The sequence below is a fragment of the Leuconostoc garlicum genome (assembly GCF_001998805.1).
Classification (GTDB): Bacteria; Bacillota; Bacilli; order Lactobacillales; family Lactobacillaceae; genus Leuconostoc; species Leuconostoc lactis.
Genome location: NZ_CP016329.1, coordinates 877,501 through 902,960 on the forward strand (window position 1 = coordinate 877,501; position 25,460 = coordinate 902,960).

At 44.9% G+C, this 25,460-nt stretch carries 29 protein-coding genes and 1 tRNA gene; 25 read left to right on the top strand and 5 right to left on the bottom strand.

Going from position 1 to position 25,460, the window contains the following annotated elements; genetic code table 11:
* Positions 1–25: 25 nt before the first annotated feature.
* The 9 genes from A9176_RS04545 (at position 26) to A9176_RS04585 (ending at position 8,062) form a co-directional block, all read left to right on the top strand.
* The gene (locus A9176_RS04545) at positions 26–427 is read left to right on the top strand and encodes a rhodanese-like domain-containing protein (RefSeq protein ID WP_077282249.1); all 402 of its coding nucleotides are present in this window, start codon (positions 26–28) and stop codon (positions 425–427) included.
* A 140-nt stretch (positions 428–567) separates the two neighbouring features.
* Complete coding sequence (locus A9176_RS04550; protein WP_077282251.1) at positions 568–1,578, top strand: lipoate--protein ligase; 1,011 nt, start codon at positions 568–570, stop codon at positions 1,576–1,578.
* Complete coding sequence (locus A9176_RS04555) at positions 1,571–2,707, top strand: thiamine pyrophosphate-dependent dehydrogenase E1 component subunit alpha (protein ID WP_077282253.1); 1,137 nt, start codon at positions 1,571–1,573, stop codon at positions 2,705–2,707. The genes A9176_RS04550 and A9176_RS04555 overlap by 8 nt, the downstream gene beginning before the upstream one ends.
* Before the next feature lies 1 nt (position 2,708).
* The gene (locus A9176_RS04560; protein WP_077282255.1) at positions 2,709–3,689 is read left to right on the top strand and encodes an alpha-ketoacid dehydrogenase subunit beta; all 981 of its coding nucleotides are present in this window, start codon (positions 2,709–2,711) and stop codon (positions 3,687–3,689) included.
* A complete protein-coding gene (locus A9176_RS04565) occupies positions 3,682–4,989 on the top strand; it encodes a 2-oxo acid dehydrogenase subunit E2 (protein WP_077282257.1) in 1,308 nt (435 codons plus the stop codon). The genes A9176_RS04560 and A9176_RS04565 overlap by 8 nt, the downstream gene beginning before the upstream one ends.
* Before the next feature lies 1 nt (position 4,990).
* Entirely contained in the window at positions 4,991–6,400 is a 1,410-nt protein-coding gene (gene lpdA / locus A9176_RS04570) for a dihydrolipoyl dehydrogenase (RefSeq protein ID WP_077282259.1), read from the top strand.
* A gap of 72 nt (positions 6,401–6,472) precedes the next feature.
* A complete protein-coding gene (locus tag A9176_RS04575; RefSeq protein ID WP_077282261.1) occupies positions 6,473–7,255 on the top strand; it encodes an alpha/beta fold hydrolase in 783 nt (260 codons plus the stop codon).
* A 68-nt stretch (positions 7,256–7,323) separates the two neighbouring features.
* Entirely contained in the window at positions 7,324–7,719 is a 396-nt protein-coding gene (locus tag A9176_RS04580; protein WP_077282263.1) for a TetR/AcrR family transcriptional regulator, read from the top strand.
* Positions 7,703–8,062 (top strand): hypothetical protein, encoded by a 360-nt coding sequence (locus A9176_RS04585; RefSeq protein ID WP_077282265.1) that lies wholly within the window; start codon positions 7,703–7,705, stop codon positions 8,060–8,062. The genes A9176_RS04580 and A9176_RS04585 overlap by 17 nt, the downstream gene beginning before the upstream one ends.
* A 169-nt stretch (positions 8,063–8,231) precedes the next feature.
* Here the strand turns inward: A9176_RS04585 and A9176_RS04590 are convergent, their stop codons facing one another.
* Positions 8,232–8,414: a DUF3042 family protein gene (locus A9176_RS04590; protein ID WP_029509042.1), complete on the bottom strand. Its 183-nt coding sequence runs from the start codon at positions 8,412–8,414 to the stop codon at positions 8,232–8,234.
* 85 nt (positions 8,415–8,499) lie between these two features.
* Here A9176_RS04590 and A9176_RS04595 point away from each other — a divergent pair, with 85 nt between their 5' ends.
* Positions 8,500–9,255: a glycerophosphodiester phosphodiesterase family protein gene (locus A9176_RS04595; protein ID WP_048700138.1), complete on the top strand. Its 756-nt coding sequence runs from the start codon at positions 8,500–8,502 to the stop codon at positions 9,253–9,255.
* Positions 9,248–10,141 carry a tRNA (adenosine(37)-N6)-dimethylallyltransferase MiaA gene (gene miaA / locus A9176_RS04600; protein WP_077282267.1) on the top strand — a complete coding sequence of 298 codons (894 nt, stop codon included), beginning with the start codon at positions 9,248–9,250 and terminating at the stop codon, positions 10,139–10,141. The genes A9176_RS04595 and miaA overlap by 8 nt, the downstream gene beginning before the upstream one ends.
* Before the next feature lie 36 nt (positions 10,142–10,177).
* Here miaA and A9176_RS08895 read toward each other — a convergent pair whose 3' ends face one another.
* The 3 genes from A9176_RS08895 to A9176_RS04610 all read right to left on the bottom strand — a co-directional run bounded on the left by A9176_RS08895 (position 10,178) and on the right by A9176_RS04610 (position 13,542).
* Positions 10,178–10,600 carry a hypothetical protein gene (locus A9176_RS08895; protein ID WP_242943197.1) on the bottom strand — a complete coding sequence of 141 codons (423 nt, stop codon included), beginning with the start codon at positions 10,598–10,600 and terminating at the stop codon, positions 10,178–10,180.
* On the bottom strand, positions 10,582–12,099 hold the full coding sequence (locus tag A9176_RS04605; RefSeq protein WP_242943198.1) for a cation:proton antiporter: 1,518 nt from the start codon (positions 12,097–12,099) through the stop codon (positions 10,582–10,584). Before A9176_RS04605 ends, A9176_RS08895 begins: the two co-directional genes overlap by 19 nt.
* A gap of 87 nt (positions 12,100–12,186) precedes the next feature.
* On the bottom strand, positions 12,187–13,542 hold the full coding sequence (locus A9176_RS04610; protein WP_077282269.1) for an HD domain-containing protein: 1,356 nt from the start codon (positions 13,540–13,542) through the stop codon (positions 12,187–12,189).
* A 149-nt stretch (positions 13,543–13,691) separates the two neighbouring features.
* Here A9176_RS04610 and A9176_RS04615 point away from each other — a divergent pair, with 149 nt between their 5' ends.
* The 13 genes from A9176_RS04615 to A9176_RS04670 all read left to right on the top strand — a co-directional run bounded on the left by A9176_RS04615 (position 13,692) and on the right by A9176_RS04670 (position 23,006).
* Positions 13,692–14,141 carry a DUF1934 domain-containing protein gene (locus tag A9176_RS04615; RefSeq protein WP_077282271.1) on the top strand — a complete coding sequence of 150 codons (450 nt, stop codon included), beginning with the start codon at positions 13,692–13,694 and terminating at the stop codon, positions 14,139–14,141.
* A 25-nt stretch (positions 14,142–14,166) separates the two neighbouring features.
* Complete coding sequence (rpoE, locus tag A9176_RS04620; protein WP_029509048.1) at positions 14,167–14,751, top strand: DNA-directed RNA polymerase subunit delta; 585 nt, start codon at positions 14,167–14,169, stop codon at positions 14,749–14,751.
* A 168-nt stretch (positions 14,752–14,919) separates the two neighbouring features.
* Positions 14,920–14,993: transfer RNA gene (locus A9176_RS04625), tRNA-Lys, on the top strand.
* Positions 14,994–15,399: 406 nt separating this feature from the next.
* A complete protein-coding gene (locus A9176_RS04630; RefSeq protein WP_077282273.1) occupies positions 15,400–16,782 on the top strand; it encodes an amino acid permease in 1,383 nt (460 codons plus the stop codon).
* 122 nt (positions 16,783–16,904) lie between these two features.
* Complete coding sequence (gene plsX / locus A9176_RS04635; protein WP_029509050.1) at positions 16,905–17,957, top strand: phosphate acyltransferase PlsX; 1,053 nt, start codon at positions 16,905–16,907, stop codon at positions 17,955–17,957.
* Between the two features lie 41 nt (positions 17,958–17,998).
* Positions 17,999–18,247: an acyl carrier protein gene (locus A9176_RS04640; RefSeq protein WP_019040020.1), complete on the top strand. Its 249-nt coding sequence runs from the start codon at positions 17,999–18,001 to the stop codon at positions 18,245–18,247.
* A 149-nt stretch (positions 18,248–18,396) separates the two neighbouring features.
* Positions 18,397–18,549 carry a hypothetical protein gene (locus A9176_RS08730; RefSeq protein ID WP_155835350.1) on the top strand — a complete coding sequence of 51 codons (153 nt, stop codon included), beginning with the start codon at positions 18,397–18,399 and terminating at the stop codon, positions 18,547–18,549.
* A 73-nt stretch (positions 18,550–18,622) separates the two neighbouring features.
* On the top strand, positions 18,623–19,102 hold the full coding sequence (locus A9176_RS04645) for a GAF domain-containing protein (RefSeq protein ID WP_077282275.1): 480 nt from the start codon (positions 18,623–18,625) through the stop codon (positions 19,100–19,102).
* Positions 19,103–19,205: 103 nt separating this feature from the next.
* A complete protein-coding gene (locus tag A9176_RS04650) occupies positions 19,206–20,720 on the top strand; it encodes an ABC transporter permease/substrate-binding protein (RefSeq protein WP_077282277.1) in 1,515 nt (504 codons plus the stop codon).
* Entirely contained in the window at positions 20,720–21,178 is a 459-nt protein-coding gene (locus A9176_RS04655) for a SprT family protein (RefSeq protein WP_077283240.1), read from the top strand. The genes A9176_RS04650 and A9176_RS04655 overlap by 1 nt, the downstream gene beginning before the upstream one ends.
* Positions 21,179–21,230: 52 nt before the next feature.
* A complete protein-coding gene (locus A9176_RS04660) occupies positions 21,231–22,064 on the top strand; it encodes a Cof-type HAD-IIB family hydrolase (RefSeq protein ID WP_077282279.1) in 834 nt (277 codons plus the stop codon).
* Positions 22,048–22,278, top strand: a complete 231-nt coding sequence (locus A9176_RS04665; protein ID WP_029509055.1) for a hypothetical protein — start codon at positions 22,048–22,050, stop codon at positions 22,276–22,278. Before A9176_RS04660 ends, A9176_RS04665 begins: the two co-directional genes overlap by 17 nt.
* Positions 22,279–22,280: 2 nt before the next feature.
* The gene (locus A9176_RS04670) at positions 22,281–23,006 is read left to right on the top strand and encodes a CPBP family intramembrane glutamic endopeptidase (RefSeq protein WP_077282281.1); all 726 of its coding nucleotides are present in this window, start codon (positions 22,281–22,283) and stop codon (positions 23,004–23,006) included.
* A 46-nt stretch (positions 23,007–23,052) separates the two neighbouring features.
* Here the strand turns inward: A9176_RS04670 and A9176_RS04675 are convergent, their stop codons facing one another.
* Positions 23,053–24,150, bottom strand: a complete 1,098-nt coding sequence (locus A9176_RS04675; RefSeq protein WP_077282283.1) for a M24 family metallopeptidase — start codon at positions 24,148–24,150, stop codon at positions 23,053–23,055.
* 206 nt (positions 24,151–24,356) lie between these two features.
* Here A9176_RS04675 and ccpA point away from each other — a divergent pair, with 206 nt between their 5' ends.
* Positions 24,357–25,364, top strand: a complete 1,008-nt coding sequence (gene ccpA, locus A9176_RS04680) for a catabolite control protein A (protein WP_048700120.1) — start codon at positions 24,357–24,359, stop codon at positions 25,362–25,364.
* Positions 25,365–25,460 lie beyond the last annotated feature (96 nt).

Below are 25,460 nucleotides of genomic sequence, written 5' to 3' on the forward strand. Positions count from 1 at the left end.
TTGACTTTATTAGAAGAGGTAAAAAATGAGTATATTAGGAACAGTTCTAACCGTTATTCTTGCGTGGATTTTAATTGCCTTTGGTAGCTGGCTATGGGTTATTTTGTCAGCAAAATCGAGTGCGACACTGCTCAAGCCAGAAGCATTTGCGGACAAGCTAGCCAATGAAAATGCACAAATTATCGACGTGCGTGAACCTGCTGCCTATAAGCGCTCACACATTATGGGCGCACGTAACATTCCAGCGATGAACTTTTCACAAGGGAAATCTGGTTTGCGTCATGATCGTGATATTTTTCTTTATGATGATCGTTTGCGTGAAGTGACACGCGTCAGCAAAATTTTGAAGAAGCAAGGGTATCAAAAAAATCGTATGTTTATTTTGCGTGGGGGCTTCTCACAATATACTGGGAAGAAAATAAATTAAATAATCACCTCAAAAGGGTTGTGATACAGATGATGTATCACAACCTTTTTTTTATGGGCAACTAAAATGTTGATAGCTTTAAATTTTAAAGAAGAAGTGTATAATGAAAAATGTAAGCGGTTACAAAAAAGGAGAAAATCATGCAATACATTAACTACTTTAACCATGATGCCTACACAAACATTGCCATGGATGCGTGGTTATTAAAGCATTTAAAACCAACCGAACCGGTTTTTGCTTTGTGGCAAAATCAACGGGCCGTCATTGTCGGTGAAAATCAAAATACGTTTTCTGAAGTGAACGCTGACTATGTCACTGAAAATGATGTGCAAGTTGTCAGACGCGTTTCTGGTGGTGGGGCAGTTTATCATGATTTAGGGAACATTTGCTTTACTTTTTTTGTACCGGTGGTTAGTAGTGCCAGCGTTGATTTTCATCAATTTGTGCAACCAATGGCAGATGCTCTAGCAGCAGTTGGCATTGACGTGACCATTTCGGGTCGTAATGATTTGGAGATTGATGGCAAGAAAGTGTCTGGTAATGCGCAGCGCTATGCGGGTGGTTATTTAATGCATCATGGCACATTGTTGTGGGATACCGATGTGGATGCGATGGTAAGGTCGTTAAACGTGGCTGACGAAAAGTTTATGTCGAAAGCAGCAAAGTCAGTTCGCGCACGAGTGGGTAATATTAAGGATTATGCTCCTGATAATTTGACCATCGATGAATTTATCGCACAATTACGCTATTATCTCACTAATGAAGGGCGAGACGGGGAATATCAGTTAACCGACACACAAAAAACGGCGATTTTAGCCTTACGTGATCAACAGTTTGCGCAGTGGTCATGGAATTATGGACAAAGTCCGGATTTTATGTATCACAACCATGCGAAATATCAAGGTGGCAGCATCGACGTACATGTTAATGCGGTTGATGGCAAAATCACTGATATTGATTTCACGGGTGACTTTTTGGGTGTGCGTGATTGGCGTGAGATGAAACCACAATTTATTGGCTTACCGTTTACCAAGACTGCAGTGACTGGCGTGTTATTAGCAAATCAAGATGGCCAGTACTTTGGCACGATCACGAACGATGAACTTTTGGCAGTATTTTTTCAGAAAGATGAGGTAGAAACGCATGTCTGATATCACAGTAACAAATGAGAAAATTTTGGACTTTAGTGGCCAATTAGCGCTACAGGATGAGACATTTCCAACGCTGCAGATTTTAAATCCTGCGGGTGAGATTGTTGATGAAGCTGGTTTAGCGCGTGCAGACCTGTCATCGGAAGACTTAGTCCAAATCATGCAGCGGATGTTGTTGAGCCGACAGTTGGATATTCGGTCAACCAAGCTTGCTAAACAAGGGCGCTTTGGCTTCTTTGCGCCAACAGCTGGCCAAGAAGCCTCACAAATGGCATCTTCTTATGCCTTTAATGATAATGATTGGCTTATGCCAGGTTATCGTGATATTCCACAAATTATTGTGAAAGGGTGGCCGATTTGGAAAGCGATTCTTTGGTCACGTGGTCATGTATTAGGTAATGTGTTCACAACGGCAGATGAGCAACCCGTCAATGCTTGGATGCCACAAATTATTATCGGCGCGCAATACGTTGAAGCAGCTGGAATTGGTTTAGGTCTCAAAAAGCGACAAAAAGACGCGGTCGCCTATGCCTATACGGGTGATGGCGGTTCGTCACAAGGTGACTTTTACGAAGGGGTCAATTTTGCTGGCGCCTATCAAGCCAATGCCGTCTTCTTTATTCAAAATAATGGCTACGCCATTTCAACACCACGTGGGTTACAAACGGCAGCCACCCATTTGGCGGCCAAAGGTTGGGCTGCTGGGGTACCGAGTGTCGTGGTTGATGGGAATGATCCAATTGCCGTGTATTTGGCGGCTAAGGAGGCGCGTCAGTGGGCAGTATCAGGTAATGGGCCAGTCTTGATTGAAACGCTGACAGATCGCTTAGAGCCGCATTCAACTGCGGGTGACGATCCATTGCGTTATCGGACACAAGATGACATTGATGCTTGGTGGGCAAAAGAACCACTCATTCGGATGCGCCAATTTATGACCGATCAAGGCATTTGGGATGAGGCTAAGGAAACGGCCTATATTGCGGAAGTCAATGCTTTAATTGATGAGCAAATTAAGATTGCAGATAATGTGCCAAAGCAAAAGATTTCTGATTTTATTAAAAATACACTTGAAGTCCCAAGCTATGCCATGACGGAACAAATCGCAAAGTTTGAAAGTGAGGGAAAGTAAAATGGCTATTAAAAGTTATATTGATGCTGTCCGTGAGGCAATGGATCTTGCCCTTGGTCAAGACGAGAACGTCCTCATTTTTGGTGAAGATGTTGGAAAAAATGGTGGGGTGTTCCGAGCCACGGATGGTTTGCAAGCCAAATACGGCGAAGATCGGGTGTTTAACACGCCTTTAGCTGAATCAGGGATTGGTGGTCTTGCCATTGGCTTAACCACACAAAATTATCGCCCAGTGATGGAAATTCAATTCTTTGGTTTTGTGTTTGAAGTGATGGATTCAATTGCTGGACAAATGGCTCGTAATCGTTTCCGTTTTGGTGGGACAAAGCAAATGCCAATTGTGGTTCGTGCACCTTATGGCGGTGGTACGAAGACACCAGAAATGCACGCGGATAATCTCGAAGGGATTGTGGCCCAAATTCCTGGGATTCGGGTCGTGATGCCGGCTAACCCAGCAGATGCTAAAGGCCTACTGCTCAGTGCAATCGAATCCAATGATCCCGTGGTCTTTTTGGAAAATCTGCACCTTTACCGTTCATTAAAGGGCGAGGTGCCAGAAGGTTACTACACGACGCCACTTGATCAGGCCGCAATTGCGCGTGAGGGGACTGATGTGTCAATCATTTCTTACGGTGGCGGGGTACCAGTCGCACTGAAGGCGGCGGAAGCCCTAGCAAAAGACAATATTTCAGCCGAAGTTCTAGATTTACGGACCGTTTCGCCGCTAGATATTGCAAGTATTGGTACCACAGTCCAAAAAACTGGTCGCGTGGTCGTTGTCCAAGAAGCGCAACGGATGGCTGGTATTGGCGCCAACGTCATGAGTGAAATTTCAGAACGATTCATCTTGAATTTGAAAGCGCCAATTGGTCGGGTGGCGGCACCGGACTCCGTTTACCCATTTGGTCAAGCTGAAAATGATTGGATGATTAAAGCAGATGATGTCGTGGCCAAAGTGATGGAGGTTGTGAATTATGACTGAGATTTTTAAAATGCCAGATATTGGTGAAGGGATGGCCGAAGGCGATATTACGTTATGGCTGGTTAAAGTTGGCGACACGGTTGCCATGGATGATCCCGTTGCCGAAGTGCAAAATGATAAGTTAATTCAAGAAATTTTATCACCCTATGCGGGGAAAGTCACCAAGTTATTTGTCGAGGCGGGGGCAACTGTATCCGTCGGCGATTCATTGATTGAATTTGATGGGGATGGCAGTGGGGGCGCTGCGTCAGGTGCTACTACTGCAACATCAGAATCAGCACCTGAAATGGCATCGGTTGCACCTGAACCTGAGCCAACACGGTCGACACCCGAACCTGCTACCAGCACGGTTCAGACGGTGAATGGGCACGTCTTGGCGATGCCTTCAGTTCGTCATTTGGCGTTTGAAAAAGGCATTGATCTCACGCAAGTACCAGCCACTGGCCGGCACGGTCATGTGACCTTGACCGATGTCATGAACTTCCAAGCAGATACCACAGCAGCGCCCACACCGGTGGCTGCTGTGGCCCCAGCGGCAACAACCCCACCAAAGCCTGCAGATAACAAGCCAGAACGACCTGTTGCATCAGCGCCATTACATGAAGGTCGGCAACCAATGACACCAATCCGGAAGGTCATTGCCAAAGCAATGGCCAACCAGAACGCAACGATTCCGGCGGTCACTAATTTTGATAGTGTTGAGGTGAGTCAGTTGGTGGCACATCGTCAACAGTTTAAAGCACAGGCGGCTGAACAAGGGATTCATTTGACTTACTTGTCTTATGTGGTCAAAGCGTTGGCGGCGACGGCTAAAAAATTCCCAGAAATTAATGCCAGTTTGGATATGACCACCCAAGAAATTGTTTACCATGATGAGGTTAACATGGGGATTGCGGTGAATGCACCGTCTGGTTTATTTGTACCAGTCGTGGCGCAAGCTGACCGGAAGTCGATTTTCCAAATTGCCAAAGAAATTGCCATCTTGGCCGATGCCGTGCGTGATGGGTCGATTTCGCCTAAGCAAATGCAAGGCAGCACGATGACGATTTCTAACCTCGGTTCAGCACGGGGCACTTGGTTCACACCCATTATTAATGGCCATGAAGTGATGATTCTTGGCTTAGGCTCAATTGTTAAGGAGCCAGTCGTCAATGCGGCTGGGGAGATTGTTGTCGGTCAGAATATGAAGCTGTCCTTAACTTATGATCACCGGTTGATTGATGGTATGTTAGGTCAAAGTGCCTTGAATTATTTGAAGCAGTTATTGGCCGATCCAGCGTATATGTTGATGGAGGTGTAAGATGGTTGTTGGCGCACAAGCACGTGAAATTGATACAGTTGTGATTGGTTCTGGGCCTGGCGGTTATGTGGCAGCCATTCGTGCCGCCGAATTGGGGCAAAAGGTGACCATTATCGAACGTGATGCCATTGGCGGGGTTTGTTTGAACGTGGGCTGCATTCCATCCAAAGCTTTGATTCATGTCGGTCATCGCTACCAAGAAGCCCAGGCAGACACACCGTTTGGCCTCACAACCAGTGGCGCGACCTTAGACTGGCAAAAAACCCAAGACTGGAAGCAAAACCAAGTCGTCAACACGCTCACAAGTGGGGTGGCGATGTTGTTGAAAAAGCATCAGGTAGAAATTGTCCACGGGGAAGCGACTTTTACCGATAATGAAACGTTAAACGTGGTGCAAGAAGATGGCCATGAATTATTACAATTCAATAATGCCATTATTGCGACTGGGTCACGTCCGGTCGCCATTCCAAGTATGCCATTTGGCGGGCGCATTATTGATTCAACAGGTGCCTTAAGTTTACCTGAAGTGCCTAAGCGTTTAATTATTGTCGGTGGCGGTGTCATTGGTTCTGAGTTAGGTGGCGCCTATGCCAACCTTGGTGCACAAGTCACAATCATTGAAGGACTAGATCATACCCTCAATGGGTTTGATGCCGAAATGACACGACCAGTTTTGGCTGACTTTAAGCAAAAAGGGGGCGTTATCGTCACTGACGCACAAGCCAAGTCGGCCACACAAACTGATGATGAGGTGTCTCTGACGTACACGGTGGCTGGTGAAAAACACACGGTTACAGGTGATTATCTACTCGTGGCGGTTGGCCGTCGGGCAAACACGGACACGTTGGGCTTAAACAACACGGATGTGAAACTCACAGATCGTGGATTGATTGAAATTGCGGATAACATGCAGACGAGCGTGCCGCATATTTATGCCATTGGGGATGTGACTGCAGGGCCACAACTGGCCCATAAGGCGAGCTTCCAGGGTAAGATTGCTGCTGCAGCGATTGCGGGGGATCCGCAAGCACACGACCTGCATTATGGGTTACCAGCCGTTGCGTATACGCAAGTCGAGATGGCAACTGTTGGCGAGACACCAGAATCAGCCCAAGCCAACCAATTGGACGTTAAAGTGTCCAAATTCCCCTTTGCGGCCAATGGTCGTGCCATTTCAATGGGAGAAACGGCGGGGTTCATCCGCTTAATCAGTGATAAGACCACCAATGCAGTGTTAGGGGCGCAAATTGTTGGACCAAGTGCTTCGGATTTGATTTCAGAGTTGGCTTTGGCCATTGAAAATGGCCTGACCACACAAGATATTTCATTGACGATTCACCCACATCCAACCTTGGGTGAGGCGATTATGGATACCGCTGAATTGGCAGATGGGTTACCCATTCACATTTAACATGCAATACTGACATAAGCAGCAAATGACGTTGCCAACACTTGGCAACGTCATTTTAATTCTAGGAGAGTTATGGCTCATATTACAACAAACGACAACGTACAATTAGCCTATCACGTTCATGGAATTGGCCAGCCCATTATTTTAATTGCTGGCTATTCTGGCAACCAAGCAACGTGGACAGCACAAATTCCGGCATTCGTAGCAGCCGGGTATCAAGTGATTACTTATGACCGCCGCAATCATGGGCAGAGTGATCAAGTGGCTTACGGCATGCGGCTATCGCGTCACGGGATGGATCTCGCCACGATTATCTCAGCCTTGGCACTCAAACAACCCATTTTATTAGGGCATTCGATGGGCGCCAGCACAATTTGGGCGTATTTGTCACTATTCGGGGATGCTGACATTCGGGCCGTGATCACTGAAGATCAAATTCCCAAAATGATTCAGACAGCAGATTGGCCGTATGGTTTGTTAGGGGCTGATGTGCAACATTTGCAGGCGGCCTTGACCCAATTACCCGTCACCAAATTGACCAACATGAAGCTCTCGGCTGACATCAAACGTGCCATTGGGCAACATTTCCAACCATTTGATTTCAATTTCAATGCCCCGTTATTACTAAATAGTGCGGTGCAAGATTGGCGGGATGTTTTGCGGCGTGAAGCGGTGCCACACTTGTTTATTGCGGGTGGCCAGTCACCATTATGGCCAGCTGAACATGCCAAAGTGTTAGCACAAATGACGGCGCATGGGCAATACGTCATTCTACCTGAAGCCGGCCATATCCCCCATATCGAAGATCCAGCGACGTTTAATGATGCCGTTTTGACCTTCTTAAAGCGTTTATAAAAAAGCAACGGCCATAAAGGTGGTTGTTTTTTGTTGACTAATTAGTCAACAAAAACTATAATCAAGGCATGGGAAGAAAAACAAGTTTTGATCACGATGTCGTTATGTTACAGATGAGCCAAGTTTTTGCGCGCTTTGGCTACGCAGGGACCGCACTGGATGATTTAGTGGCCGCAACGGGTGTCTTACGAGGCAGCTTATATCGCGCATTTGGTAGTAAACAGGAAATGTTTATTGCGTGCCTGACAGCAGGGTTAGCCAAACAGCCACAATCAGAATTAACTTGGCGTTTGATTTTAGTAGCATTATTAGAATTAACCCAAACAAGCACAGCCGTTCGGACGTTGATCCAAGAATGGTATCGCGAACAAGAGGCGACAACAGTTCTCGCACAGTTAGGGCAACAACTATTGAATCAAAGTGGTATTTTAAAGGAGGCATTACCAGATGGAAAACACAGTTGAATTAACAGCAGATATGTTAGTCGTGACACCAGTTGGGATAACAAAAATTGCTGCGTTAAAAGAAGCCGTACGTGTACCAAAGGCGCATGTGGTGGGCGCTTCGATTGATGCGGGCATCCTAAAGGAAAAGAAAGGGCTACGTATGCCCGGGACAGCTATTCCGGGCTATTGGGCGGGGACTTTTCGTAAAACAGGCGAAGAGACGTTTTTTAACATTAAACAAACAAGTGAACCAGTTGTGATTCAGCTCAAAGATGAATGTTACACCCGCTTAGTAATTGGTGTCGCGCAGCCACGAGAACTCGTCAATCAGATTAATAATTGGGTGGCGGGACACGATTAAGTTGATGAAACGTCTGTCGAAGTTGACAACGTGACGTCTGTTGGTCATGAAAAAAGGATTAGCTGATGTGCTAATCCTTTTTGTGAGTGATCGGTTATATTTTTGCTTGCATAATCAATGGTTAGCAATTAAGCAAATAAAAAAATCAGCCGTTAATGGCTGATTGGTTTTAAAAGCGTGATTGATGTGCCGCGATGCTGCGACGAATAGCTTGCTTTGACACTTCTTCGTGTTGTGCTTCAGCTTCTTCGGCTGGCTTGATAACTGTTTGGCGATACCCAAGTGCAGAAGCAGCAGCAACAAGGGCTGATCCAATAATACCAACGATAACGCCTGACTTAAATGACTTCATAATCCCTCTCTTTTCTTACGTTTTTCTAAAGTCTATTATCAACTATTTTGCCTTATTTGTAAATGGATTTAGTATAATAAAAATTATGACAAAACAAACACAAATTATTGCGCATCGCGGTTATCGCGCGGTGGCCCCTGAAAATACATTACCAGCGTTTGAAGCAGCCTTGGCGTATGACATTGATATGCTCGAAATGGATTTGCATCGGACCAAAGATGGCCACCTTGTCGTGATTCATGACGAAACGGTTGATCGCACAACGAACGGGACTGGTCTTGTCAAAGACCTGACTTTAGCTGAGATTAAAGCGTTAGATGCTGGCCAATATAAAGACCCCAAAATGCCCGGCGTGACGGTGCCAACTTTTGCGGAATTTTTAACGTTTTTGCAAGCACAACATTTTGCTAAAACGTTACTGATTGAAATTAAGACAGATCATCAGGACTATCCAGGTATTGAGGCTGATATTTTAGCGTTGGTGGCTGAGTTTAAGCCAAGTTATCCAATTATTTATCAAAGTTTTAACTTGGAGACCCTAAAGACCATTCGTCGGTTAGCGCCAACAGCTGATATCGCAGCGCTAGCGGTATGGGGCGGCTATAAGGTCTATTGGTTAAAATGGCGTGGGGTCTTTGATTATGTCCATGTCGATATGCGTATTTTAAAGCATAAGCCGAAAATTTTTTGGCGCTCAAATTGGCATACCCGTGTTTGGACTGTGGACAACGAAGCTGATATGCGCCGAGTGTTTAAAGCGGGGCTACGGGGTTTGATTACCAATAACGTGGCGCTGGCGACGCGCATTCGTCAAGAAATGCAAGGAGGGCAGCATGACTAAAATTGTCGTAATTGCAGGGCCAACCGCTTCTGGTAAAAGTGATTTGGCCATTAAAATGGCGCAACAATTTAATGGTGAAATTATTTCCGCTGACGCCATGCAAATTTATCGGACGTTAGATGTGGGGACAGCGAAGGTGAGTCCAGAGGAGCAAGCATTGGTGCCGCATCATTTAATTGATATTGTTGATATGACAGCTAACTTTTCAGTAGCGGATTTCGTGGCGCAAGCGGACCAAGCGATTGCTGATATTGTGTCACGGGGGAAATTACCGATTATTGCTGGTGGTACCGGATTTTATGTGAAAGCATTACTTGGCGCGCAACCACTAGAGTATGTGGCGAGTGATGCGACGGAAGTGGCTGCCTTACAAGCTGAGGCGTTACCTGACTTAGTCGCGACTTTGCGGGCATTAGATCAATCGTTGGCTGAACGGGTTGATTTAAACAATAAACAACGCGTTATTCGTGCTATCCAAATTGCACGGCATGGCAAACACGATACGCAACCAGCACGACCAAACTATGAGGCCTTCGTGGTGGGGTTGGATTGGCCACGTGAGGTTTTGTATGAGCGGATCAACGCCCGCGCCGAGAAAATGTTAGCAGCAGGGGTGCTTGATGAGGCTAACCGGATTTTAGCGGCGGGTGGTGAAACCATTCAAGCTGGTAAAACCATTGGGTATAAAGAATTCTTCCCGTATTTAACTGGGGATGTGACACTCGCGGAAGCCACTGCGCAAATGCAACAAGATTCGCGCCGTTATGCAAAACGCCAATTGACTTATTTGCGGCATCAAATTCCTGGCTTGATTTGGTTACCAGGTCAGCATGCGGCCACGACGTTGTCAGACTGGTTGACAACGTGGTTAGCGACATCAGAATAAAAAAACACGCCATGTGACAACACATGGCGTGTTTTTTTATGCTTCGAGTTGTGTTTGTTGCAACTGGAGTGATTGTGCCTGGTTAATTTCAGTATACAGTGCAGTTGCTAAAGCAACTGGAATTTTATCCGTTGCGACTTGCTGTTGAACAAACGAGTATTCTGCCTGGAAAGCTTGGATATACCATTGACTATCAACAGGTGGTTGACTGGTGTCATAATCGCGACGCACGCGGGCAAAATAGTGATTAAACGCACGGCGGACGAGATGAATATCATGGGTATCCTGCTTTTGGTCGACACGGGCCTGTAAGATATCATCCAAATGGGCATTGACAGCAGTGTCAACCGCATCATTTAAGGCAAGTAAATCGGTGATGAGTGCTTGCCAAGCGGCATGTTGTGGGTTATCGGCTGTTTGTTGCGCTGCTGGGTGTGTTTTTAAGAAGTGTACCTGCAATCGTTGCCATTGCCAACTGGTTGGCTTTGAAGATAGTTGGCAATAAAGGCTTGTGTTTGACTAAATAAGGTCTGGTAGGCGGCTGTCACGGTCTGTTTGTCTTCGGTAGCGTGCCAACCTTTTTGTGATTGCAGATAGTTCGTTACCGTTTCACGGGCTTGTTGATCAGTCATTTGTTGTCTGATCTGTAAAATGGCAAAATCAACCATGGCATTACGCGTTGCTATGAGTTGTTGCTGCGTGTAGGTTACTTGCTTTTTGGGTAACATCAGTGGTAATGCCACTGCCGAGACGATCATACTGAGCAAGATGACTATAGTCGCTACAATAATTAACTGTTCGCGAAAAGGAAACGGCTGTTGCCCAATTATATGCGGTAGGGAGAAGGCCATTGCCAAAGTCACGGTACCGTGGACACCACTGGTAGCAAAAACACGCGCGTTGAATGTGTGCGTTTTAGTGTGTTGTGGGCCAAAAAAGTCCTTTGCTTGGCCTTGTTTTTGATAGGTTGCCCAGATAAAGTGGACCGCAAACATCAACAGATAGATCAAAATGGCTAACCCAATAAGTTGCAATGTGGCGACAAAGCCAATTGCTGTGATTTCTTGCCAAACAGTTGGCAAAGCAATACCCAATAACAAAAAGACAACGGCATTAAGCAAAGTGGCAATCATTTGCCAAATTGTGGTCTGTGTTAATTGCACGTTAGTTGATGTTAGCTTGAGCTTCCGTGATTCCCAATTATGGACAATACCCGTTGCCACAACTGCTAAAATACCGGATGTTTGGGCACTTTCAGCTAATAAATAAATGGCAAAAGGTGTCAGTAAGCTAATTGTGATAACGGTTGTGTCAGGGTTGAGTGTGCGGAAAGTAATGTTGCTGCGGACCCAAACAATCGCAAAACCACCAATAATACCGATAATGACCCCACCACCGGCGACAAAAACAAAGTGCGCGAGACCCTCAAATAAGGATAAATGGCCATTTTTTAAAACAGATAGGGCGAGATCTAAGATGACCAAACCAGTGGCGTCGTTAAATAATGATTCGAGTTCTAAGGCATTGTTAACACCAGTTGGCATTTCTGTTCCAGCGGTAAGTGATTTAACGGCCACAGCGTCCGTTGGGACAACGATGGCTGCTAAAGCGATAGCTAGTGGCAACGGCCATGCGGATTCAATCCAGCTAGAGAGGAAACCGACGGCAATCGCAGAAACGGCCGCCAACAAGACAGACAGGGTAAAAATCATTCGAAAGCGTTTTTTAATGACAGCAAAAGATTGCTGTTGGCCATCTAAAAACATCAGCGGGGCAATCACCACCAACATAAAAAATTCTGGTTCGAGTTCAAAATGATGAAATGTTGGGGTAAAAGATAAGCCAATCCCAACTAAAATAAAAATAAACGTTTCTGGCAGTTTGGGTATAAATTGTTTAATCATATTGGTACTGATAATGCCAATCAGTAACAGAGATACAACAGTCAGTGTATTCATAGGCAATCTCCAAGGTTTTAAAGTAATCAAGGTGTGCTGGTCGATGCTAAAAAACGTGCAAATTAGGCAATTGGCACGTTTGACAGGTTAACTTTCCGGATTAGGGATTGTTAAGGCATTATTATGGATATAGCTGCGAAAAGTTTTAAAGGTGTCCGCAAACAAATCATCTGGTTCGATGCTTAACATGTCTTTTGGGAAGAAGAACCGCTGATCTAATGATGCTTTCCCCTTGATGGCAGCAACTAAGGGGGATAACTCTGACAATTCACGGTGTGAGCCGTCATCTAAAATAAATTCAATCTGTGTTCGCGGCTTAGCCACATTCGGCTTATAGTCATCATAAGGAAGATCATAGGCGTCATTTCTAGCCGTGTAATAAACTGGATTGTAACCAGTAAAGGCCACTAATTGTTCCAATTCTTCTAAAAGTGGTGCGGTATTATCGTCAATAACAATCGACTTTAACGGTCGACGATCGAGGAAACGACGGGATAAATCAGATAAAATCTTATCTGGGTGATCGCGCCATATCGCAATGTAAGCCATAAAAACATGATCATCTAGGCGTAAATAGTCGGCGGTCGATAATTGTTCACCGTTAAATAATGGCGTGAGTAAGGGGCCAAACGTGCTGGTATTTTGACTCGATTCGGTGCGGTAAAGTTCTTGTGCGCGCCGCAGTAAATGTTCCAGCAAAACTTCCATTCCACGTGATACGGGATGGAAATAAACTTGCAGATACATTTGATAGCGACTCACGACATAATCTTCCACCGCATGCATCCCAGCAATATCAAAGCCAATCCCTGTTGGGGTTGGTTTCATCGTGCGTAGAATGCGGTCAATATCGAATTCACCATATTTTGTCCCAGTATAGTAAGCATCGCGTAGGAGATAATCCATGCGATCGACGTCAAGCTGACTGGAAATCAGTTGGACGACTTGTGGATTATGATAAGTTTTAGCGATGACACTGGCCACTTTATTGGGAAAATCAGGGGAGACACTGGCCAATACGGTATGAATCTCACTGTCACCGGTAATAATAGCTTGGGTCATCGCCTCATGATCGGTGTTAAAAAGATGTTCGAAAGTGTGGGAAAAAGCACCATGTCCAATATCGTGCAATAGGGCGGCAGATAACGTCACGAGCCGTTCGTTGGTATCCCAGAGGCCATCTTCTGGTGAAGTGGACGCATAATATTGCTCAAAATGCTCGGTAATTCGACGGGCAATTTCATAGGCACCAACAGAATGGCCAAAACGTGAATGTTCGGCACCGTGAAAAACAGCGCTGGTAATCCCAAGCTGTTGAATTCGGCGTAAGCGTTGAAATTCAGTCGTATTAATGAGATCAAGGATCACACGATCTTGAATGTGAATGAATTTGTGGATGGGGTCGCGTAGGACCTTCTCGTTGTGTAATTTATCTGTTAACATCATTTGTCCCTTTTGACCTTTCTTATATTATAATAGATAATTAACGAAATGAATGAAAAATGTCGGCGGATTATCAGATGTGTCACACAACCGTCGGCTGACACAGAATAGGCTAATGTGTCGTATGACCTGAGTCTAAGGGGGGAACTATGTCACAAACACAAAAACAAATGGTGCAATTATCATTAACAACAACTGTTCGTCAAGATGACGACGTCGAGACGTTTAATTTTGACACCGAGGGGGAGTTGTTGGTTAAAAATGACCATGTTTACTTACGTTATACGGAAACCATTGCAGAACAACAAACCAAAGTACGGTTTAAATTTGAACCAGACAGTGTCCACTTGCACCGAACAGGTGACGGACAACAAACTCAACTGGTTTTTGTGCTGGAGCAACAGGTGCCCGCTTTCTATCAAACACCGGCGGGGCAAATGCATTTGGCCACTTATACGACGCAGTTACAGACAGCAATCGACTCGGAAAAGGCACAAGGCAAAATTGCAATTGACTATCAGCTCATTGCCAATGACCAGATTGTTGGCGAATACGCGTTACGGTTGCAATTCCAAGCCAAATCTAGTAAACTTAATTAGTTAGAAACTCGAAAGGACGTGCACTATGGCACTCACACAATTAGGCAATCACCCAAAAGAAGAATTAGCATTGGTTGAAATTGCAACTGCAATTTTGGCAGAGCACAAGACAGTTATGCCATTTAGCTCACTGGTTCAAGAAATTCAGGACTTTTTGGCAGTTGATGCGGAGACGTTCCGGTCACGTCTCTCACAATTTTATACCGACTTAAATACAGATGGCTCATTCATCTCACTTGGTAACAATGAATGGGGCTTGCGTGCCTGGTATCCAGTTGATGCCATTGACGAATCAATCCATGAAATGGATGATGACGATGACACACCAAAGCGTAAGAAGGTTGCAAAGAAGGTTAACGTCTTTGCGGACTCAGCAGCAGACGATGATGTGATCGATTATAACGATGACGATCCTGAAGACGAAGACTTTGGTGAAGTTGCTGAAGAAGAAGTCGACGTGGATGTTGACGACGCTGAAATTGAAGTTGAAGACGATGATGACGAAACAGACATTATTGTTGGTGACGATGAATCAATTGATGATAACTTAACAGAATTAGCCGGCACAAATGATCTTGATGATTTGGGCGACGGTGATATTGAAAAATAATATTAAAATGCCGTGTTGACGGCATTTTTTTTGTGGCTATTGCCGTGTTGGATGCCTAAAATAACGGGTTTTGATGATGTATTAAAAATGTAATAAAAAAATTTTTGAAAAAGGGTTGCATTTTTGGCGCAACATCTGTAATATATATAAATGTGCTACGGCATGTTTGCTCCTTTAACTCAGTTGGTTAGAGTAGGGGATTTTTAATCCCAAGGTCCTCGGTTCGAGTCCGAGAGGGAGCACTGATTTAACTATCAGGTGACCTTTGGGATATTCCAGGAAAAGCAAGTAACTTTGTTACTTGCTTTTCTTTTTGTTTAAAAGACATTGCAAAAAAAATTGAATCATAGTATTATTGATACAAGCGTTGAGACGGACGGGTTACTAGGTTACCTTAGTAGAGACATCATGGTTGGTGAAAATGATGAAGGGACTAGTGGACTAACTACCGTTGATGCATAATCTGATTAGGTGCAGACTGAAAGGATTGTCGGTGTAATTGGCCGTTACCCCAATTGCTTTAAGTGGTTTGTCAACAGACAGACTTGAAATTGGGTTGGTACCGCGCAAAAGCGCCCCTAGATTAGGTTCTAGGGGCGCTTTTTTTATGCCGTACGTGCAACGAGGGAAAAGTGTGAGGAAAGAGCAATGTTAGATAAACGGAACAGAGAGTTAAACCGCGATTTATCGTCAAATCAAATGCAAATGATTGCCTTGGGCGGGACGATTGGGGTCGGCTTGTTTATGGGATCATCGGCGACGATTAAATGGACCGGTGTGTCAGTTATTTTTGCCTATGCGTTGGCCGGATTTGTTTTATACCTGGTGATGCGAGCGCTAGGGGAAATGTTATTTGTTGATCCAACAGTCGGGTCATTTGCCAACTATGCAACAAAATATATTCATCCACTAGCCGGTTATTTAACCGTCTGGGCGAATGTCTTTCAGTGGTTGACGGTTGGGGTCTCAGAAACGATTGCCGTCGGCGTCTATCTGAATTACTGGTTCCCAGGTGTGCCAATTTGGGTCACTGGGGTTGTCGTCTTGGTAACGTTGACCTTAGCAAATATGGCCACAGTGAAAGCTTATGGGAATATGGAAACTTGGTTTTCAATGATCAAAGTGGTCACGATTATTTTAATGATCATTTTAGGCTTTATGGTAATCTTGCTGGGCTTCGGGAATAATTGGCATCCCATTGGCTTTTCTAATTTGTGGACGCATGGCCCATTCTTTGCTGGTGGCTTAAAAGGCTTTATGTTTGCCTTGTCAATTGTCATGACCTCTTATCAAGGGATTGAAATTATCGGGATTACGGCTGGGGAAACGCAAAATCCGAAGCACGCGATTGTGTCAGCCATTAAGTCAATTGTGGCGCGTATTTTAATTTTCTACATTGGTGCTATTTTTGTTATCATCACGATTTATCCATGGGATAAGTTAGATCAAGTTGGCTCACCCTTTGTGGAGACGTTCTCACGTGTCGGCATTACTGCTGCTGCGGGTATCATTAACTTTGTGATGCTAACAGCTGCCATGTCTGCTTTGAACTCTGGTATTTTTAGTTCAAGTCGCATGCTTTACACGCTGGCGTTGAACAGGGAATTGTCGCCAAAGTTTTTGAAGCTGTCAAAGCATCGTGTACCAACGTTGCCAGTGTTGGCGATGTCAGGTGGTATTTTGATTGGGATTGTGCTTAATGCGTTATTACCACTCTTTTGGCGTGGCAGTTCCAGTGTCTTCGTGCTCGTTTATTCGGCAAGTACGCTGCCAGGTATGGTGCCATGGTTTGTCATTTTGATTAGCCAGATTAAATTTAAGCGTGACAATCCGAACTTGCTGGAAGGACATCCGTTTAAGATGCCTTGGGCACCGTACACCAATTACTTTGCCATTGCGATGCTTGTGCTGACATTGGTTTACATGGTGATTAATCCAGAAACACGGATACCACTACTCATTGGCCTAGCCTTTTTGCTGGTGATGTCGGTCGTTTTCTTCATCACCCATCACAAATCAGCCAAGCAATAATCAGAATATCTTCGGCGGCTGGTCGTGAAAAATGATAAAATAGATAAAGATTGAAATTTGGAGGTTAGGGTTGCTAGGTCATATCGGTCAAAAATTGGCTGGGCCAGCAACCAACGATATAGATGACTAAAAAAATCGCAATAGACGCCATGGGTGGCGATTACGCCCCGCTTGAAATTGTCAAAGGGGTTGAGCTGGCACGTGACCGCTACCCTGAACTAGAATTTCTACTATTTGGCACTGAATCAGCGGTCAAGCCACTGGTTCAAAACTGGGAGCGCTTGACACTGATCCCTACAACAGAAGTGATTGAGATGGGGGACGAACCCGTCAAAGCCATGCGTCGTAAAAAGGACTCATCAATGGTGCAAGCAGCCTTGGCAGTTAAAGATGGCCGGGCCGATGCTTTGTTTAGTGCCGGCAATACTGGTGCGTTGTTGTCCAGTGCTATTTTCTTGGTGGGCCGGATCAAAGGGGTCGATCGACCGGCTTTGGCAACGGCTTTACCAAGTTTTGGTGGGGCACACGATCAATTTGTCTTTATGGATTTAGGCGCCAATGCCGAGAGCAAACCAGCTCATCTTTACCAATATGGTATTTTGGGCAGCTTCTATGCCTCACATGTCCTTGGTATTGCGGATCCAACTGTGCGCTTGTTGAATAATGGTGCGGAAGAAGATAAAGGCGATGAAGTGCATAAAACAGCCCATCTTTTGATGAAAGACACGACAGCCTTTAACTTCTTAGGTAACATTGAAGCCCGTGAATTACTGGCCGGAACTGCTGATGTTGTCGTGGCGGATGGTTTCTCTGGTAACGCCGCTTTGAAAGCAACAGAAGGGACTGCTTTAATGATGCTTAAGCAACTTAAAGCAGCAATTATGGCTGCCGGTGTGCGTGGTAAGTTGGGTGGTGCGCTCTTAAAGCCTGCCTTTAAAACAGTGCAAAAGCAACTCGATTATAATGAAGCCGGTGGCGCAGTTATTTTGGGTGTGAAGGCGCCTGTTGTCAAGACGCACGGTTCAGCGAAGGCACCGGCAGTGGCCAACACAATGGGACAAATTAAGACCATGTTGGACCACCAATTGGTGCCAGATATTGAAACGTTTATTGCAGCACACAAAGACGAATTACAAGCTGGAAAAGAAGCTTTAAGTACACAAGTTAACGGCTAATGCGAGCTGTGACGATTTGAAGAGATATTGGAGAATAACACATGGCGATGGAAAAAGAAGCAATCTATAACATGATGGCAGATGAAATTGCAACGCGCTTTAGTATTAAGCGTGAAGCGGTGACACCCGATTTAAACTTTTTGACGGATGTTAATGCGGATTCAATTGATTTTGTTGAATTGGTGTTAGAAGTCGAAGATATGTTTAACGTCAGCATTTCAGATGAAGATGCTGAAAACTTGGTGACGTTACAACAAACAGTTGACTATATCGTCGCACATCAAAATTAAAAATTAGTCATTTGACAGGCGTGCGACATTAAGCTATACTGATTTTCAAGTTAATCATTTTTAATGTGTTGAGAAGAGTAATGTTGTTGGAGTGTTCAGCGAGCTGTGTTTGGTGAAAACAGCCACTTTGGCAATGTGAAGATGAACTCATGACACACGTTCGTGCAGTGCAAGCTAAGCGATCGGTGGGAACCGTTATCTTCCCTAATCGTGCTGACCAAAAGGCAGCGGATTTTTTTGAGGTAGTTAACACTACGAACATGGGTGGTACCACGCAAGCAGCGTCCCTATACGAATCATAGCGTTCGTGTAGCGACGCTTTTTTAATACAATAATGATGACCACAACTAAAACAGCATCTTTGGAGGAAAAAACATGTCAGCAGTTCAATCACCAGCACCACTCATTTCTCAGTTACTTGACACTTGGATTCAAGGTGAGGGGAGCCAAGACTTCCCAATGGCCAACTATGCCAATGCGGCGGCTATTTTATATCAAAACGTTGCCGACATTAACTGGGTTGGTTTCTATCTCTATGATGATACTCAAAATCAATTAGTTGTTGGCCCATTTTTGGGCAAGCCAGCAGTTGCGTTGATTGCACCAGAAGCTGGGGTTGTTGGGCACGCATTTAGTGTCCAAGAAACCGTGGTGGTTGATGATGTGACCACCTTTGCCAATCATATTGTTTGCGATCCTAATTCAAACGCTGAAATTGTGATCCCATTGACAACAGCTGATGGGCGCCGTCTTGGCATCTTAGACATTGATTCACCAACGCGTCAGCGTTTCTCGGCACAAGATCGTGCGGACTTAGAACATTTTGTGCAAACGTTATTAGCCTATGTCAAATAGTGCCAATAACGCAACAATATTAAATTAGGGGCAGGGCGCATTATCATGCGCCTTGAGGTTTGTGTGTTTAAGACACATAACCGTACATAAAAGGGTAACAAACATGTGGCAAACACTCATGACGCGTCACGATCAATTTGTGACAGCGCTATGGCAACATATTCAATTAACAGTCGCCGCACTTGTGATTGCGGCACTGATTGCGATACCATTGGCGATTTGGGCTGAAAATCATCGGCGCTACGCAGAATGGTTATTACAACTAACGGGTCTCTTTCAAACCTTGCCGTCACTGGCAGTTTTAGGATTACTGATTCCTGTGGTGGGGATTGGGGCACCTGCAGCATTAATTGCCCTGGTGATTTATGCGTTATTACCAATTTTTCAAAATACTTATCTTGGATTAACGGCGGTTGATCAAGATGTCCGCGATGGGGGGCGTGCTTTAGGGTTATCTCGGCGACAGGTCTTGCGACGAATCCAATTACCATTGGCACAGCCAAGTATTATGGCCGGTCTACGGACGGCCATTGTATTGATTATTGGGACAGCTACCTTAGCGGCGCTGATTGGTGCTGGTGGCTTAGGTGATTTCATTTTGCTTGGCATTAACCGGAATAATACTGACCTCATTTTAATCGGGGCGTTTACCTCAGCGGCCTTAGCGTTAGTTGGTAGTTTTGGCGTTCGGTGGCTTGCCAAGTTGCAGCAAACTTGGCGCCGTGTGGTGTTGGTTGGTTTGAGTGTGCTCTTTATTGGCGGTAGTGTCGCGCCGTTATTACCGCAAAAACAAGCCCCCCAGACGATTACCATTGCGGGTAAACTGGGATCCGAACCAGAAATTCTAATTCACATGTATGCGGCATTGATTAAACAAGCGCAACCAGAGACGCGGGTGATTTTAAAACCAAATTTTGGGGTGACCACCTTTTTGTATGAAGCGTTGACTAGCAAAAAGATTGATCTTTATCCAGAATTTACCGGAACGATCACCGCAACGCTGGCCAAACCGCCAGTGACTTTACCAGTAGGTGCTGATGCCAAAACGACTTATTTAGCTGCTAAAAAGGTTGCGCAAGCACAACAGCTGACGATAACGCAACCCATGCAATTCAACGATACGTATGGGATTGCCGTACCGCAAGATTTTGCCAAGCAATATCATTTAACAACAATTGGGGATTTGCAGCACCTCCCACATGCCAAGGCAGGGATGACGGCAGAATTCTTAGATCGACCTGATGGCATGCCGGCAATTGAGCAGACGTATGGGTTGAATTTACCCAAGGTGAGTTTGGACCCAGCACTGCGTTATCAAGCTGTGCGTGAACAGCAAGTATCAGTGGTCGATGCTTACACGACTGATTCACAATTAAAGCAATATCATTTAAAGGTGTTGGCTGATGATCGGCATGTTTTCCCAGTTTATCAAGGAGTTGGTCTGATGCGCTCAGATTTTGCCAAAACGCACCCAGAAATTGTGCGTGCGGTGAATCAATTGGCAGGTCACATCACCAATGAAGAGATGCAAACGATGAATTATGCGGTCAATGTCAACCATCAATCGGCAGAGCAAGTCGCCATTAATTATTTGAAAGCACACAAATTACTGAAATGATGACACCAGCAGAATTACAACAGCGCGTGATGTTGCTCTCGCAACAAGCATTTGGTCGACCATTTGACCATCAAGCCACCTTTAATGCCCGTTTAAAAACGACTGGTGGGCGTTATTTTACGCATAGTCACAACCTAGAATTTAATCCGAAAATGGCGGCGCTGCCTGAATTTGATGGGGTTATTAAACATGAATTAGTGCATTATCATTTGCATTTGCAACATCAAGGTTACCGGCATCGTGATCGTGACTTTAAGCAGTTACTGTCAGCAGTCGGTGGCGCGCGCTATGCGCCTAAATTGGCAGGGGCAACAGCGACCAAGCCAAAACGCCTGTGGCGTTATCAGTGTTGCAATGGTCATGTGCTAACCAGACAGCGACGCATTCAAGTCGATAAGTACCGCTGTGGCCAATGTCATGGGACGTTACGGTTGCTTGGGGAAGTTCCCAATTCTTAGTGGCAACATTCAGGTATAATAAAGACATCAGTAACGAGAAAGCGAGTGACATATGATACAACTTATTCTATCGGATCTTGATGAAACTTTACTCAACGATGACGGGACAATCCATCCAGAAAATATCGCAGCTATTCAGGCTTTTACCCAAAATGGCGGTTATTTTGTACCCAATACTGGCCGATCATACAAGTCTGTTTATGGAACATTAGCACAACTTGGCCTTAACAAAACAACGCAATACGTTGTGTCCTATAATGGTGGGGCTATTGTGGCGATTGCCCCAGATGGTCAGGAAGAAATTGTTGTTGAACACGGCATGTCGTTGACATTAGCCCAAAAAATATTTGATTTGGGCCAAGTAAACGATGTCGTCGACACGCACGTTTATACGCGTGATAACTTGTACATTTACAATATCTCAGCCACCGATCAACGCTACATGACAGAGCGACAAGTGCCTTATACTGAAATCACGACAACCGATTTGAGCTTTATGGCCAACGAAGGCCCTGTTATGAAGGTTATTTTTGAACATCCCGATCCTGCTGTTCAACAGGTAATCGCTGATGCGGTGACCGCCGTTGTTGGCGATGAGGTGTTGGTCACCTTTAGTTCAAACCGATACGTTGAGTTTAACCCGAAGGGCGTTGATAAAGGGGTAACGGGCTTAGAATTAGCCGATATTTTAGGCATTGCCCGTGACGATACAGCGGCGATTGGTGATAATTTGAATGATGCAGCACAAATTAAAGCTGCCGGTGTTGGTGTGGCCGTTGCCAATGCTAAACCGGAAATTAAGGCCTTAGCTGATGTTGTGTTAACGACAACCAATAACGAAGCGGCAGTTGCCAATTTTATTCAGCACTATGCCCAAAAATCATAAATTAGCGCTGTTGCTTGCACGATTCTTACTTGGCGGACTAGCGATTATATTATTTTTGACGCTATTTCTGGTGAGTGATTGGCAGCATTGGTCATTAGCCTTAACGTTAGGTCTGACGGTTGTTTTGTTTGTCCTCGTCAACGTGGGTTATATTTGGTTATTTTGGCTGGCTCGGCGACAACAGTTATTACATGAAGAAAAGGATGATGAATAATTTTGCTTGATTTATCCCAAAATCCAAACCCTAAATCATTAGGTCGACGCCTGTTTAATTTTATCGGGCTGGCTTTTTTGTTGGTCTTAACGCCAAGTTTGTTAGTGGCCGCCAATTCGCAGCAATCCATTGGCCAACAACTCCTGTATGTGAGCTTGATGTTAGTGAGCTATAGCATGTTAGGCTACCTGGCGTATCGATTGTTGAAAAAGACGACACGCCAACCAGTTTTTCACCAACCAAATATCCGTGATTGGCGTCATCTGTGGTATATTGTCGGCATGTTTTTTGTCATGGTTGGCCTAGAATATGGGATTAATATGATCCGAATGGCTGTCACTGGCAGTGTTGATACTGAGAATCAAGTGGCTATTGAAGCGCTCGTGTCACAAGTCAACATTACCATGGTGGGGATGTTGATTTATGCGGTATTTTTAGCGCCCGTCGTTGAAGAAATTGTCTTTCGTGGGTTAGTGGTTAATTATTTTTTCCGTCACAGTTGGTGGTGGGCCAGCATTATTTTGTCTGGTTTGTTATTTGCCTTCCCGCACATGGGTGATATTCCAACGAACTTGCCCGACTTATTGAGTTATGCCTTGTACATGAGTATGGGGATGGTTTTAGCTTATGTGTACAAAAAGACTGGTAATATTCAAGATAGCATTGCTATCCATTTCTTGAATAATGCGCTGTCTATGTTACCGCTTATCTTACAAGTTTTCCGGTAATGCAACACTGAAAAAGACCCTAACGGCTGCGTTAGGGTCTTTTGTTTTAGAATTGTTGTAATGTTTTTGGCGTGTGTGTGAAAGGGACGAACCCATCGGGACTCATATAGCCAGAATCTTCAATTCGGACACCAGCAACATCAGGGATATAAATGCCTGGCTCAATCGAGAAGACCATCCCTTCTTGTAGTACCAAATCGCTGCCAGCCATGATTGAAGGGTATTCATGGACAGAAGCCCCAAGACCGTGGCCGAGGCGGTGGACAAAATAATCACCGTAACCGGCCTTTGTAATAATATCACGGGCAATGGCATCTAGTTCACCAGCGGTCATGCCAATTTTGGCCTGAGATTGCGCAGCCAATTGGGCTTCAAGGGTGACGTCGTAGATAGCTTTAGCTTGGTCGCTGATGGGGCCAAAAGCAACTGTACGCGTTGCGTCAGAGGCGTAACCCTCAGTCATAGTGCCTAAGTCAAATAGCGCCATTTCGCCAGCATGTAACTGGCGTGATGATGTCGCCCCATGGGGATCAGCAGCATGTGCGCCAAACTGGACCAACGTGTCAAAGCTCATGCCTGGCACACCAGAAAGCTTGAGTTCGTATTCCAATTTGGCAGCAACGCCTAATTCGGTAACGCCTTCAGCGAGGGCAGCAAAACCAATCTCAAAAGCGCGATCAGCATCACGGCCGGCCGCTAACATGTGTTGAATTTCATCAGGTGTTTTAATCAAACGTAAACGATTAATTTCAGCCGTAATGTCCTTTTGTAACGTGGCATCTGGTAAAGCAGTTTGTAAGGCGTTGTAGCGGGTAACAGTTAAATTATCCGCTTCAATAGCAAAGGCGGTGCCGTGAGATTGCGCACGGATATGTTGTGCCAACTTGGCCCAAGGATTTTCTTGGTCATCATAGCCGTAGGCTGGGTAAGTCCAGCCACTGGCTTTCATGCTATTGACTTCAAGGGCTGGTCCGAATAGAAACGGCTCGTGGTCAGCGAAAATAACCAAAGCGAGGACACGTTCCATGGGATCAGATTCAAACCCCGAAAGATAGGCCACACTATGGAAATTCGTTAAGATGGCACCATCTAATTGTTGGTCCGTGAGCCATTGTGTTAGTGTCGTGAGTTTTTGATTAGTCATTTATCGCTCCTTTGTTAAAATGTATTATTTCCATTTTAACACTTTCACAAAAAAGTGTCTTTTCTTGTAACAAACAGAAACAATGATGAAAACTTGACGATATAGCCTTGTAAGCGTTTGCAATCTGATTGATTTTTGCTATAATAAAAAGAGGTATATGAAGATGTAAACGGTTTCTTAAAGATAAATGTAAAAGAAGGTTAACTATGCAGAAAAAAAGTTCAGCAACCATTTATGATGTGGCGAATCGTGTCGGGGTGTCGCTAGCGACTGTGTCGCGGGTGGTCAATGGCAATAGCAATGTCCGCGATTCTACAAAACGTAAGGTACTTGATGCCATTGAAGAGCTTGGCTATCATCCAAATGCTGTTGCCCGTGGGTTAGCTTCAAAGAAAACGACAACAATTGGCGTGGTCATGCCAGATGTCACTGATATGTACTATGCCGAATTGGCACGTGGGATTGATGACGTGGCGAATATGTATCACTATGATGTCTTGTTGACCAATACGGATGAAGATCCAGTGCGGGAAACAATGGCCGTGAACAATTTGTCTAGCAAACAAGTCGATGGCATTATTTTCATGGGTAATGAGTTAGATCGCGAAGTCTTGAATACAATTGCTGCCGCCGATGCGCCCGTGGTGTTAGCGGGTTCAGTAGACAGCGAAGGCAAGTTGCCAAGTGTCAATATCAACTATGTCAACGCCATTCAAGAGGCAACAGAGACGGTCATTAATCATGGCCATCGTCGTGTGGCGTTAGTGACAGGGCCAATGTCACATGCCATTAATCGCTTGCATCGATTAGTTGGTTATCAAGCAGGTTTAGAGGCTGCTGGTATCGAATTTGATGAAGGTTTGCTCTTTACGGCACATCAAGATTATGCGGCAGGGATGCAAATTGCTGAAAAAGTATTGCAAGCAGGGGCAAATGCCGTCATTGCTTATGATGATGAAGTGGCCTTGGGTATTATGAATTATGTGCAAGAACACGGCCAACGCGTGCCAGAAGACTTTGAAATTATCACGTCTAACGACACCAAGTTTGCCATTGTGACACGGCCAGAATTAACGTCAATTGGGCAACCAAAGTATGACATTGGGGCGGTGGCGATGCGCATGTTGACGAAGTTGATGAATAATGAAATTATTGACGATACACAGGTACAATTACCCCATACATTAGAACGTCGCGGGACAACCCTTGATTGATTTCTCATTTTAAAGAAATATAATAGTAACAATTGACATTTAAACGTTAAAAAAGTAAACTAGTGAGAGTAGTTTGCTTTTTATTTTGCCATTAGT

Coding starts and splice junctions, on each gene's coding strand:
- A9176_RS04545 (WP_077282249.1), top strand. CDS start 26: ATGAGTATATTAGGAACAGTTCTAACCGTTATTCTTGCGTGGATTTTA.
- A9176_RS04550 (WP_077282251.1), top strand. CDS start 568: ATGCAATACATTAACTACTTTAACCATGATGCCTACACAAACATTGCC.
- A9176_RS04555 (WP_077282253.1), top strand. CDS start 1,571: ATGTCTGATATCACAGTAACAAATGAGAAAATTTTGGACTTTAGTGGC.
- A9176_RS04560 (WP_077282255.1), top strand. CDS start 2,709: ATGGCTATTAAAAGTTATATTGATGCTGTCCGTGAGGCAATGGATCTT.
- A9176_RS04565 (WP_077282257.1), top strand. CDS start 3,682: ATGACTGAGATTTTTAAAATGCCAGATATTGGTGAAGGGATGGCCGAA.
- lpdA (WP_077282259.1), top strand. CDS start 4,991: ATGGTTGTTGGCGCACAAGCACGTGAAATTGATACAGTTGTGATTGGT.
- A9176_RS04575 (WP_077282261.1), top strand. CDS start 6,473: ATGGCTCATATTACAACAAACGACAACGTACAATTAGCCTATCACGTT.
- A9176_RS04580 (WP_077282263.1), top strand. CDS start 7,324: ATGGGAAGAAAAACAAGTTTTGATCACGATGTCGTTATGTTACAGATG.
- A9176_RS04585 (WP_077282265.1), top strand. CDS start 7,703: ATGGAAAACACAGTTGAATTAACAGCAGATATGTTAGTCGTGACACCA.
- A9176_RS04590 (WP_029509042.1), bottom strand. CDS start 8,414: ATGAAGTCATTTAAGTCAGGCGTTATCGTTGGTATTATTGGATCAGCC.
- A9176_RS04595 (WP_048700138.1), top strand. CDS start 8,500: ATGACAAAACAAACACAAATTATTGCGCATCGCGGTTATCGCGCGGTG.
- miaA (WP_077282267.1), top strand. CDS start 9,248: ATGACTAAAATTGTCGTAATTGCAGGGCCAACCGCTTCTGGTAAAAGT.
- A9176_RS04605 (WP_242943198.1), bottom strand. CDS start 12,099: ATGAATACACTGACTGTTGTATCTCTGTTACTGATTGGCATTATCAGT.
- A9176_RS04610 (WP_077282269.1), bottom strand. CDS start 13,542: ATGTTAACAGATAAATTACACAACGAGAAGGTCCTACGCGACCCCATC.
- A9176_RS04615 (WP_077282271.1), top strand. CDS start 13,692: ATGTCACAAACACAAAAACAAATGGTGCAATTATCATTAACAACAACT.
- rpoE (WP_029509048.1), top strand. CDS start 14,167: ATGGCACTCACACAATTAGGCAATCACCCAAAAGAAGAATTAGCATTG.
- A9176_RS04630 (WP_077282273.1), top strand. CDS start 15,400: ATGTTAGATAAACGGAACAGAGAGTTAAACCGCGATTTATCGTCAAAT.
- plsX (WP_029509050.1), top strand. CDS start 16,905: ATGACTAAAAAAATCGCAATAGACGCCATGGGTGGCGATTACGCCCCG.
- A9176_RS04640 (WP_019040020.1), top strand. CDS start 17,999: ATGGCGATGGAAAAAGAAGCAATCTATAACATGATGGCAGATGAAATT.
- A9176_RS08730 (WP_155835350.1), top strand. CDS start 18,397: ATGACACACGTTCGTGCAGTGCAAGCTAAGCGATCGGTGGGAACCGTT.
- A9176_RS04645 (WP_077282275.1), top strand. CDS start 18,623: ATGTCAGCAGTTCAATCACCAGCACCACTCATTTCTCAGTTACTTGAC.
- A9176_RS04650 (WP_077282277.1), top strand. CDS start 19,206: ATGTGGCAAACACTCATGACGCGTCACGATCAATTTGTGACAGCGCTA.
- A9176_RS04655 (WP_077283240.1), top strand. CDS start 20,720: ATGACACCAGCAGAATTACAACAGCGCGTGATGTTGCTCTCGCAACAA.
- A9176_RS04660 (WP_077282279.1), top strand. CDS start 21,231: ATGATACAACTTATTCTATCGGATCTTGATGAAACTTTACTCAACGAT.
- A9176_RS04665 (WP_029509055.1), top strand. CDS start 22,048: ATGCCCAAAAATCATAAATTAGCGCTGTTGCTTGCACGATTCTTACTT.
- A9176_RS04675 (WP_077282283.1), bottom strand. CDS start 24,150: ATGACTAATCAAAAACTCACGACACTAACACAATGGCTCACGGACCAA.
- ccpA (WP_048700120.1), top strand. CDS start 24,357: ATGCAGAAAAAAAGTTCAGCAACCATTTATGATGTGGCGAATCGTGTC.